This window comes from uncultured Wocania sp., from assembly GCF_964021735.1.
Lineage (GTDB): Bacteria > Bacteroidota > Bacteroidia > Flavobacteriales > Flavobacteriaceae > Wocania_A.
In genome coordinates this window covers 18,198-27,858 of record NZ_CAXIBN010000018.1, presented here as the reverse complement: position 1 = coordinate 27,858, position 9,661 = coordinate 18,198, and the positions used below count along the sequence as shown (strand labels likewise).

Annotated in this window: 14 protein-coding genes; 4 read left to right on the top strand and 10 right to left on the bottom strand. The window is 31.8% G+C overall.

Features of this window, described 5'->3' with window-relative positions; all coding sequences use genetic code 11:
• The coding region (locus AADI82_RS03055; RefSeq protein ID WP_341214999.1) for a hypothetical protein at positions 1–903 on the top strand (903 nt) is incomplete at its 5' end.
• A gap of 118 nt (positions 904–1,021) precedes the next feature.
• Positions 1,022–1,474: a hypothetical protein gene (locus AADI82_RS03050; protein WP_341214998.1), complete on the top strand. Its 453-nt coding sequence runs from the start codon at positions 1,022–1,024 to the stop codon at positions 1,472–1,474.
• A 112-nt stretch (positions 1,475–1,586) separates the two neighbouring features.
• Here the strand turns inward: AADI82_RS03050 and AADI82_RS03045 are convergent, their stop codons facing one another.
• From AADI82_RS03045 to AADI82_RS03010, 8 genes are all read right to left on the bottom strand, one after another.
• Positions 1,587–1,955 (bottom strand): nuclear transport factor 2 family protein, encoded by a 369-nt coding sequence (locus tag AADI82_RS03045; RefSeq protein WP_341214997.1) that lies wholly within the window; start codon positions 1,953–1,955, stop codon positions 1,587–1,589.
• Positions 1,956–1,967: 12 nt separating this feature from the next.
• Positions 1,968–2,711 (bottom strand): SDR family oxidoreductase, encoded by a 744-nt coding sequence (locus tag AADI82_RS03040; RefSeq protein ID WP_341214996.1) that lies wholly within the window; start codon positions 2,709–2,711, stop codon positions 1,968–1,970.
• A gap of 5 nt (positions 2,712–2,716) precedes the next feature.
• On the bottom strand, positions 2,717–2,911 hold the full coding sequence (locus AADI82_RS03035) for a 4-oxalocrotonate tautomerase family protein (protein WP_341214995.1): 195 nt from the start codon (positions 2,909–2,911) through the stop codon (positions 2,717–2,719).
• A gap of 121 nt (positions 2,912–3,032) precedes the next feature.
• Entirely contained in the window at positions 3,033–3,596 is a 564-nt protein-coding gene (locus AADI82_RS03030) for a Crp/Fnr family transcriptional regulator (RefSeq protein WP_034041230.1), read from the bottom strand.
• Between the two features lie 150 nt (positions 3,597–3,746).
• Entirely contained in the window at positions 3,747–5,033 is a 1,287-nt protein-coding gene (gene hemL, locus AADI82_RS03025; protein WP_341214994.1) for a glutamate-1-semialdehyde 2,1-aminomutase, read from the bottom strand.
• An 8-nt stretch (positions 5,034–5,041) separates the two neighbouring features.
• On the bottom strand, positions 5,042–5,851 hold the full coding sequence (locus AADI82_RS03020; protein WP_341214993.1) for a glucosaminidase domain-containing protein: 810 nt from the start codon (positions 5,849–5,851) through the stop codon (positions 5,042–5,044).
• A gap of 89 nt (positions 5,852–5,940) precedes the next feature.
• The gene (locus AADI82_RS03015; protein WP_341214992.1) at positions 5,941–6,852 is read right to left on the bottom strand and encodes a pyridoxal-phosphate dependent enzyme; all 912 of its coding nucleotides are present in this window, start codon (positions 6,850–6,852) and stop codon (positions 5,941–5,943) included.
• The gene (locus tag AADI82_RS03010; RefSeq protein ID WP_341214991.1) at positions 6,842–7,180 is read right to left on the bottom strand and encodes a hypothetical protein; all 339 of its coding nucleotides are present in this window, start codon (positions 7,178–7,180) and stop codon (positions 6,842–6,844) included. Before AADI82_RS03010 ends, AADI82_RS03015 begins: the two co-directional genes overlap by 11 nt.
• A 118-nt stretch (positions 7,181–7,298) precedes the next feature.
• On the opposite strand from AADI82_RS03010, the gene AADI82_RS03005 reads away from it, so the two are divergent.
• A complete protein-coding gene (locus AADI82_RS03005; protein WP_341214990.1) occupies positions 7,299–7,487 on the top strand; it encodes a DUF5522 domain-containing protein in 189 nt (62 codons plus the stop codon).
• A 128-nt stretch (positions 7,488–7,615) separates the two neighbouring features.
• Positions 7,616–8,167 carry a DUF4136 domain-containing protein gene (locus AADI82_RS03000; RefSeq protein WP_341214989.1) on the top strand — a complete coding sequence of 184 codons (552 nt, stop codon included), beginning with the start codon at positions 7,616–7,618 and terminating at the stop codon, positions 8,165–8,167.
• 38 nt (positions 8,168–8,205) lie between these two features.
• Here the strand turns inward: AADI82_RS03000 and AADI82_RS02995 are convergent, their stop codons facing one another.
• Positions 8,206–8,535 carry a thermonuclease family protein gene (locus tag AADI82_RS02995; protein ID WP_034041240.1) on the bottom strand — a complete coding sequence of 110 codons (330 nt, stop codon included), beginning with the start codon at positions 8,533–8,535 and terminating at the stop codon, positions 8,206–8,208.
• 15 nt (positions 8,536–8,550) lie between these two features.
• Positions 8,551–9,654: a bestrophin family ion channel gene (locus AADI82_RS02990; RefSeq protein WP_341214988.1), complete on the bottom strand. Its 1,104-nt coding sequence runs from the start codon at positions 9,652–9,654 to the stop codon at positions 8,551–8,553.
• Positions 9,655–9,661 lie beyond the last annotated feature (7 nt).

The following is a 9,661-nucleotide window of genomic DNA, read 5'->3' as shown; positions in this document are numbered from 1 at the left end:
CACGAAACCACACCAGCGGATTATATGAATATCGTTATTGATGCTGTTATAAAAGCATTTAGGTTTAATATAAACATCCCTTTAGGAGAACACCACGAATTAGGCATTTCACTACGCTCGTATTTAATCACAAAAGGCAAACACCCGTTTTCTTTTTTTACTGGCGATGAAACAATTGAATGGTTTCATAGCAATATTTCTGGGGGAGAAGACCCTTACGGAAGACGCTATTACGGATTAAATCAAGTAAATTTTAAATATACCGATAGAAACGGAAACACACTAGAGCTAAATAATAACGATTTCTTTTTAAGTGGCATTGAATTCAACCATTATTACTATCCATCATTAAAAATTAACAATACCAAGAACATATTTATAAGTTTCGGAAATCATTTAGGAATTAACACCTCTAAATTCAACCCGTCAATAGATTTTGGTATTTCTGCTAGCGGTATTAAAAAAATCACATTAAAAAACAACAACCAATTTAATGTTGGCGTTGGCATGAATTTATTACGTAAAAATCTAATAAACTTTGGAGATGTTATCGATTTAGGCAACAACAAATTCTTAGCAACCATTGAAACAGATATTGAATTCACAAAATATACAAAAAAAGGAAATTACCATGCTTTTGGAGTAAATTACCAAATTCAGTCACGTTATAATAAACTTAAAGAAACAGATTATTTTAAACTTTTAGGTAAGTGGGAAGAAATAAATGGCGGCTGGCAACATGGTATTACAACACTTTATAAAGCTCAATCTAATTGGTCTTTTATTTACACTTATAGTCACTTAAACTATAAATTATCATTATACTTTAAAGAAGATTTTTTAGTAAATAATGCTCCAGATTTTCAAACAGGCCTTAGTTTAAGTGTTCCTATTTTTAAATAAAACAAAACGCTTTCACTTATACAACTTAATATGTTAATACATAGTTAAAATTAATTGGCGCATTAAACCTTTTCCATTTGCTTTAGTCCTAACTGCAAACAACTTAAAACATAACAAAATGAAAAGATTAGCAATAATTGCAGTGGCTTTTTTAGCATTACAAGCCACTGCTCAACAAAAAAAAGAACGCTCTAACAATCAAGAAAGAGGTCAAAAAATGATGAACCTTTCTGCTGAAGAAATGGCAACATTACAAACAAAAAAAATGACCCTTCATTTAGATTTAACTGAATCTCAACAAGCCAAAATTCACAAATTAAATTTAGAAAATGCCACCAAAAGAAAAGCGATGATGGAAACTCGCAAAGCTAGAAAAGAAAGTGGTAATACTCCCTCAAAAGAACAACGCTTAGCAATGATGAACACAAAGCTAGACCACCAAATAGCAATGAAAGCAAAAATGAAAGATATTTTGAATGAGGAGCAATATGCTAAATGGGAAAAAGCGCAAGCAAATAGGATGAATAAATCTAAAAACCGTAAAAAAGGACAAGGCAAGAAAAGACAATAAGTGATTTTTTTGGTTGGTTATTTGATTATAGTTTGTTAATGAAAAACGCATTTCTGAATTCAGAAATGCGTTTTGTTTTATATGCTATTTACGCCTGTTAACAACTATATATTCATTCTTCATGCGTAAATAATTTATTTACAATTTTCCAATCATTATTAATTTTAGCTAATGATAAATAATCATAATAATTATACCCAAGCATGGGAACATGCAATTTAGCAATGGCAATTTTACCCATAATATCTATTCCAATTATTTTCATTTGGAAAGATTCACCCAAATCTTTTGGACATTGTCTATTCTTAACTCCCTCTAAATATTCTTTTATGCTTTTCAAATATTCAACTCCTTTTATATCCCCATAAATATTTACGTTCTCGTTAAAACTGGCTTCAAGTTTTACTATATCTCCATTAAAAATTCCCATGAAGTAATTGGCAATCAAATTTTCAATTTCCTTTATATTCTCTTTATACATAACCATTAATTTTTAAATAGCGTGTCCAATGGTATGTCCACCAGCAACATTAATTGTTTCTCCTGTTACAAAATTTGAAGTAGCCAAATAGTATGCCGCTTCAGCAATTTCATTTGCCTCTCCAATTCGATTTAACAAGTGTAATCCAGCTAAACTATCCGCATCTTCAATTCCAATTTTGCCTTGTAGTGGACTCCTAATAATTCCTGGGGCTATTGTATTAACCTTAATATTATTTTTTCCAAACTCTGCAGCTAATTGTCTCGTTAAAGCATGAATAGCACCTTTACTTGTTAACGGTGCTGTTGCAGGAAATCCATCTATGGCATGCTCTACTAAAACAGTTCCTATATTAATTATAGAACCATCTTGTTGTTTAATCATTTGAGGAATAGCTGCTTGAGAGGTGAAATATGTTCCCTTTAGGTTTACACTCCAATAGAGGTCTAAATCTTTTTCTTCAACATCTAAAAAAGGTTTTGGAGCAAAAACTCCAGCATTATTGATTAAAACATCTACAGAATTAAATTTTTCCAGCGCTAGAGCAACAAGTTTTTCACCAGTTTCTTGTTTACTAATATCTCCAGCTAAGTAAATAGCATTAGAAGGAGAACCGAATTCATTGTAAGCCTTTCTTAAATTTTCTTCATTTGAAGAGTTCATTACAACATTACTTTCTCGTGTTATAAAATATTTAGCAATTTCTTTACCAATTCCTGTGGATGCTCCTGTAATAATTATGGTTTTATTTTTCATTTTCTTTATTTTTTAGTTCCTAAATACTGTTTCCCATTTACTCCCCAATTTGCTATTGGTATTTCATCAATAACCACATGGGTTGTTTGTGGATTTTTGTTAAGCACTTCAACTACTAGTTGTGTAGCTCCTTCTATTAATTGACGTTTTTGTTCTTGTGTTACCTGTTCATCGGTAACTCTAATATTAATGTATGGCATAACTTTTCTATTAAATTAATGTTATACAAAGGTGATGAGAACCTAAAGTGTTAGAAAGGAGGTTTATCACTTCTTTGAAGTGATGCAAGTCACATTGACTTGATTATAGTAGATAATAAAGTTATGAGTTTAATCTACTAAGTGTTTCTCTAGAAACACCTAAATAAGCCGCAATCATTTTTTTGGGGACACGTTGGAAAAGTTTTGGGTATTGTTCGAGAAGTAAATCGTATTTTTCTTTAGTTGAATTCTTTAACAATGACAGAATCCTATTTTGAAGTGCAATACGACCAATTTTACTTTTTTTAGCCCAAAAACGTTCCATTTTATGCATTTGAGCAGTCAGTTTATCTCTGTTTTCGAAAGATATATATAGTAATTCACTATCTTCTATACAGTCGATAGAAGTTTTAGATTTGGTTTGTTTTACAAAAGATTCATAATCTGTAATCCACCAATTCTCCATTCCAAATTGAAGTATGTATTCCTTTCCTGCGTTATCAACAAAGTAGCTTTTTAAACACCCTTTTATTATCCAGTATTCTTTATTGACAATTTCTCCTTCTTGGACAATATATTGATGTTTACGCTTATTAATTTGCACAAAATGACTCAAAACAAAATCAAATTCCTCATCTGTAAGGTTAATTACTTCTTCTATATGCTGTCTTAGAGGATGTGTCATTTTAATTGTTACTAACTCGTTATACAACAACTCTTACTACTCATATTCCGTAAACAAGTTAGAATATAGTAAAGTTTTTTGTTACTGTTATTCGATAATTTTTTATAACATAATCTAAAGGCTTTTATTTATCATAAAGCCTATTCATTTTTATAGTGTTTTTGCAACTATCTCAATAGCTTCAATTGTAAAATCTAGATCTTCATAAGTTAAAGCATCGGTAATAAACCAAGTTTCAAAAGCACTTGGTGCAATATAAATACCTTTGTCAAGCAATCCATGGAAAAACTTTTTAAAAGTGTCATTATTTCCTTTTGCTGCGGTTTCAAAATCTACAACTTCAGCTTCATCAAAATGTACAGAAATCATCGAACCCACTCTATTTATAGTATGTGCAACATTATTAGCATTTAAAACTTTTGAGATACCTTTATGTAAATAGGTAGTTTTTTCTGCTAATCGATTAAAAATTCCAGCATCATTATTCAGCTCATTTAACATAGCCAATCCTGCCGCCATAGCAAGCGGGTTTCCACTTAAAGTCCCTGCCTGATACACTGGCCCTAAAGGCGCTAAATGATTCATAATTTCGTTTCGTGCAGCAAAAGCACCAACTGGTAATCCGCCACCAATTACTTTACCAAAACAAACAATATCTGCATTAATATTAAATAACTCTTGTGCACCACCTTTTGCTAAACGGAAACCCGTCATCACTTCATCAAAAATCAAAAGGATATTATTAGCATCACACAAACCTCTTAATGCTTGTAAAAACCCTTCTTTTGGTGGAATACAACCCATATTTCCTGCAACGGGTTCAATAATAATACAAGCAATTTCGTTTTTATTGGCTTCAATTAATTGCGTAACATTTTCAATATCATTATAACGCGCAAGCAATGTGTCTTTTGCTGTGCCTTGTGTAACTCCTGGACTATTTGGCGACCCAAAAGTTACCGCACCACTACCCGCTTGTATTAAAAACGAATCGGAATGTCCATGATAACAACCAGCAAACTTTATAATTTTATCTTTACCTGTAAAACCGCGCGCCAATCGAACTGCACTCATACAGGCTTCGGTTCCAGAATTTACAAACCGAATTTTATCAATATTTGGCACCATAGAAACTGCTAATTGGGCGATTTGAGTTTCAATTTCTGTTGGCATACCAAACGATGTTCCTTTTTTAGCTTTATCAACTACTGCATTCACCACAGGTTCATATGCATGACCAAGAATCATTGGTCCCCAAGAATTTATGTAATCGATTAATCGATTATCATCCTCGTCATATAAATAAGCGCCTTTTGCCTCTTTTACAAAAATTGGTGTGCCGCCAACTGCTTTAAAAGCGCGTACCGGCGAATTTACACCTCCAGGAATAACAGTTTCAGCTTGCGCAAACAGAGCGCTACTACGTTTATAGTTCATGTGTTTTATTAATTTTTTGATGATGGTCTAACAATCAATGCTTGCCCAATACTGATGGTATTATCGTTTAAACCATTAATATTTTGAAGTTCTTTTACACTAATATTATATTTTCTTGAAATAGAATACAAGGTATCTCCCTTTACTACCGTATAAGTTAAAACATCACTTAGTACTGGTTCTTCGTATTTTACATAAGTATCTCCCAACACTTCTTTATCAAATTCGTACAACTTGTAACGTTCTATTAAGCTAATTAATTTTTGAGGATACTTTCTATCGGTTGCATACCCTGCGGCTCTTAAACCTTTAGCCCAACCTTTGTAATCTTCTTTTTTAAGTTTGAAAAGTTTTGCATATCGTTTTCGCTCGGTTAAAAATAATGAATGGTCTCTAAACGAATATTTGGCATCTTTATATTTTCTAAAACATTCTTGTTTTTCGTCATCATCATGATAAATCTTTTTACCTGTCCATTTATGGCATTTTATCCCAAAATGATTATTGGCTTGTACAGAAAGTCGCCCGTTACCAGAACCCGATTCTAAAATCCCTTGTGCCAAAGTAATACTTGCAGGAATATGATATAATTGCATTTCGTTTTGAGCAATTTCTTTATAAGTGTCAATATACTTTTCTACTTTATTGGTGTATACTTTAGGTGTTGTAACCGTAACTTTTTCTTCAGTTTTATTGGTTTCAACTTTTACCTCAACCTGTTCGGTACTGTTTTTAGGTTTTTTAGTTACAATCGCTTTTTTAGAACGACAGCTAACAACAAAACTTACTAAGCAACATATTAATACTAACCGTTTCATGTGTTTATACATATTGTTTTTAAGGTCACATGTAACATTCATTTAATCATTCTTATTCGTATAAAAATTTATTATGAATGTTTCATTATTTATTCAATTATTGGTAAATTCTTCTTTTTTAAAATTGCATTCATTCCAGAAATACCTTGCAAACCTCCTGTATGAATAGTTAAAATTTTTGATCCTTTAGGAAAGTATTCTTTATCGATTAAATCAAAAATTCCAAACATCATTTTTCCTGTATAAATAGGATCTAAAGGAATTTGATATTCCTTTTTAAAATCATTAATAAAACTGATTAACCCTTTATTTATTTTAGCATAGCCTCCAAAATGATAATTAGTTTTTAAATCCCAATTGGTTTTGGTTACAAATTTACTAATATCTTCTTTTAAAAAATCACCTTTTAAAGCTGAAAAACCTAAAACTTGTTGACTGGGTTTTGAACAATTTATAAGTCCAGAAATAGTACCTCCTGTACCAACTGAAGTGCATATAAAATCAAAATTTGCGTCGTCATCATTTAATATCTCTTCACAACCTTTAATAGCTAATGGGTTTGTGCCGCCTTCTGGAATTAAATAAAAGGCAGCAAATTCTTCTTTTAAATTATCAATAAAATTTTGAGATGTTTTATTACGATAATCTTCACGAGATACAAACTTAAATTGCATGCCGCATTGTTTAGCAAAACTTAAAGTCGCATTGTCATCTACTTTATTTTTTAATTCTTCGCCTCGAATAATACCAATGGTTTTAAAACCTTGATTTTGTCCAGCCGAAGCAACCGCTGCAATATGATTTGAATAGGCTCCACCAAAAGTAAGCAGCGTTTTAAAACCATTATTTTCGGCTTTAGTTAAGTTGTATTTTAGTTTTCTGTATTTATTTCCAGAAACAAAAGGATGTATTTTGTCCTCGCGTTTAATATACAACTCAACACCTCTATTTTCGGGTAAAATAATAGGCTGATTAATACTATGTTCTAGATTAAAAATCATTGGCGCAAAGATACTTTAAAAATCCCCAAAATGGTCGTTGCTTTAAGTAATCTAAATTCAATTCGTTAGCATAAGCTTCGCGTTCAAAAGAAATATTACGATAAGCTAAATTCCAATTTCTGTATTGAATTAATTTAAACAAAAACTCAAGTATATATGCCAAATAAAAAGGTATTACTAACATTTCTAGTTGTTGTCTCAAATGAATTTTTTCGTGGTTAATTAAAATATAATCGGTTTTAAAACGACTATTCTTTAAAAACACAAAAGGAAAAATGGTTAAACCGGTATATCCTTTTGGCACTAAGTATTTAGAAATGAAAATCATAAACAACTGCATTCAAAAATCAATCCAATCTCCACTTTCGTGAAGATGACTAATAAATAGAAACCTTGCCCCTTTAGTCAAGGAGCGGTTTTCCAATATATATTATATTTGCAATATAATGAAGAAAATAATCCCTATTGAAGAAGGCGACTTTTACTTAACGCCTGAAGGTTACCGTTGTTTTACCGAACAATACCATTTAAAAAGAGGTTATTGTTGCGAAAGTGGTTGCAGGCATTGCCCCTATGGTTATAATCCTTCGACTTCACTTAGAACAGGTAAAAAGACAAATTCAAATAGCAAATAGCTAACCCATTAAAGCTGTTTTGTTAAAAAAACACTTGGTATGATTATTGATGTTAATAAATACATAAAAAATCAATAATTTTAGAGTGAATTATTGTATTTTAGAAAAGAAAACTAAATATTAAGGCTATGAAAAAAACATTAAAAGTATTACCTTTTTTAGCATTGCTAATTTTGGTATCATCTTGTAGTTCTGTTAGAGTTGCAACTGACTATGATAAGAATGCAAAATTTGGCGAATACAAAACTTTTGCTTTCTTTAAAACTGGTATCGATAAAGCTGAAATTAGCGATTTAGATAAAAAAAGAATTATGCGCGCTATTGAAGCTGAGCTTTTAGCAAAAGGCTTTACAACATCTGAAAACCCAGATTTATTAATTAGTCTTTTTACAAAATCACAGCAACGTGTTAATGTTTATAACAACACCTGGGGCTATGGCGGCTGGGGCTGGGGAGGCTTCGGACCTGGTTGGGGTTGGGGCTGGAACCAACAACCAATGGTATCAACTAGTACACAAGGCACTTTGTATATAGATTTAATTGATGCCAATAAAAAAGAATTAGTTTGGCAAGGTATGGGCTCTGGATATTTAACCCGAAATATGGAGAAAAAAGAATTACGTATTAAAGAATTTGTATCAAAGATTATGGAGAAGTATCCTCCAGGAACGCAACAATAAAACAATAAAAAAGCAACTCGTTTGAGTTGCTTTTTTATTTACGGAAAATACGGTTTTGCATGCCCGTTATCAACCAACCATTGGTTAACTTCTAAACCATCTTCTAAAACAATATTAGCTAAATAACGTCCATATTTACCTTGTTTATCTTTGTAGGAGCGGATAGTAACTTCTTTATCGAGAATCATTGTTCTTAAAATATCTCTCACTTTTTTACCTTCTTCTTTTTCTGGGCCTCTCATTTCTGGCGTATCAATACCGTAAAGGCGTAATTTCATTTCTTGCGAATGCAAAAACCCTAAATCTACAACAGCAGTCACAGTGTCTCCGTCGTAAACATCAATTATTTTGGCTTTATAATTATACATAATTTAATTTATTAATTACATTACAATATCATTTGTCCATTTGTATGGTTCAGGAATATCAGTATCATCAATAAGTTGTCTAATATCAATTTCAATACCTCGACTCATATCTGTAATAGGAATATCATTTGGCCCACCTTCAAAAGGGTTTTCGGTATTTTCGCCAATAGCTTCCATAGTATGGAACACCCAAGAAATCAATGCACTAAACGGAATTGAAAACCACACAAAATGCTTCGCAATAAATTCCTGTATTAAATGACCTAATGATGTTTGAGATTCGTGATTTGCTAAATCTTCGAGAATATGATTACCAATGGTTTCAAATCCCTCCATAATTCCGAAAGGTAAAAGAATGATGAAAATCCAAACAAAAAGATAATTTAAAGTAGCAAATTGTCTTGGGTACGGAAAGTTTTTAATACGCTCAGACTTACCTTGAAGTGTATAAAACTCAACCAACATATTAGTCATTTCCATATGCCTAAAATCCTCAATCAAACCTTGATTCATTAATTCTTTTAAACGTTTAGATTGTATACCTAAAATTTGGGATGCTTGATTTTCTTTAGCAAAAACCGCTTTAAACTCAGCTTCTGAAAGATAAGGTTTTATGGCTTCTTCAATTGGAGTTTCATCTTCACATACTCTATATTTTGCTGCTCTAAATTCTATATTAGATCGCTTATTTTTAAGATGCATTTCCCAGGGTTTATCTTTACGTAACTGATAACGTAGTGCTGTTAACCATGCTACATGACGGTGAACTAGCTCGCGATGTACTAAGAATAATTCAGCTTCAGAAAGAGAAACTTTTGCATGGTCATTATTAATAAAATCTTTAACCATAATAGTCCAAGAACGTGATGCATTAACAATGCCTCCCCAAATTTTACGAGCTTCCCACAATCGGTCATAGGACGCATTATTTTTAAATCCCACAATAAACGCTACAGCTGTGGCTAAAGCGCCTAATGGCAGCCATGGTACGTGTAACCATTTTAAACCTACAACATCAAAAAGGAAAACAGGAATTAACGCTAAAAAAAGGAATAAAAAAATATGACGACGTGTCCATTTTAACACACCGGCCACTGGAAATATTCGTCTTGTATACATAGTATTG

Bases quoted from the DNA above. Each gene is read 5' to 3' on its own strand.
- AADI82_RS03015 (WP_341214992.1), bottom strand. From the start codon at position 6,852: ATGATTTTTAATCTAGAACATAGTATTAATCAGCCTATTATTTTACCC.
- AADI82_RS03010 (WP_341214991.1), bottom strand. From the start codon at position 7,180: ATGATTTTCATTTCTAAATACTTAGTGCCAAAAGGATATACCGGTTTA.
- AADI82_RS03030 (WP_034041230.1), bottom strand. From the start codon at position 3,596: ATGACACATCCTCTAAGACAGCATATAGAAGAAGTAATTAACCTTACA.
- AADI82_RS03050 (WP_341214998.1), top strand. From the start codon at position 1,022: ATGAAAAGATTAGCAATAATTGCAGTGGCTTTTTTAGCATTACAAGCC.
- AADI82_RS03000 (WP_341214989.1), top strand. From the start codon at position 7,616: ATGAAAAAAACATTAAAAGTATTACCTTTTTTAGCATTGCTAATTTTG.
- AADI82_RS02995 (WP_034041240.1), bottom strand. From the start codon at position 8,535: ATGTATAATTATAAAGCCAAAATAATTGATGTTTACGACGGAGACACT.
- AADI82_RS03035 (WP_341214995.1), bottom strand. From the start codon at position 2,911: ATGCCATACATTAATATTAGAGTTACCGATGAACAGGTAACACAAGAA.
- AADI82_RS03040 (WP_341214996.1), bottom strand. From the start codon at position 2,711: ATGAAAAATAAAACCATAATTATTACAGGAGCATCCACAGGAATTGGT.
- AADI82_RS02990 (WP_341214988.1), bottom strand. From the start codon at position 9,654: ATGTATACAAGACGAATATTTCCAGTGGCCGGTGTGTTAAAATGGACA.
- AADI82_RS03045 (WP_341214997.1), bottom strand. From the start codon at position 1,955: ATGTATAAAGAGAATATAAAGGAAATTGAAAATTTGATTGCCAATTAC.
- AADI82_RS03005 (WP_341214990.1), top strand. From the start codon at position 7,299: ATGAAGAAAATAATCCCTATTGAAGAAGGCGACTTTTACTTAACGCCT.
- hemL (WP_341214994.1), bottom strand. From the start codon at position 5,033: ATGAACTATAAACGTAGTAGCGCTCTGTTTGCGCAAGCTGAAACTGTT.
- AADI82_RS03020 (WP_341214993.1), bottom strand. From the start codon at position 5,851: ATGAAACGGTTAGTATTAATATGTTGCTTAGTAAGTTTTGTTGTTAGC.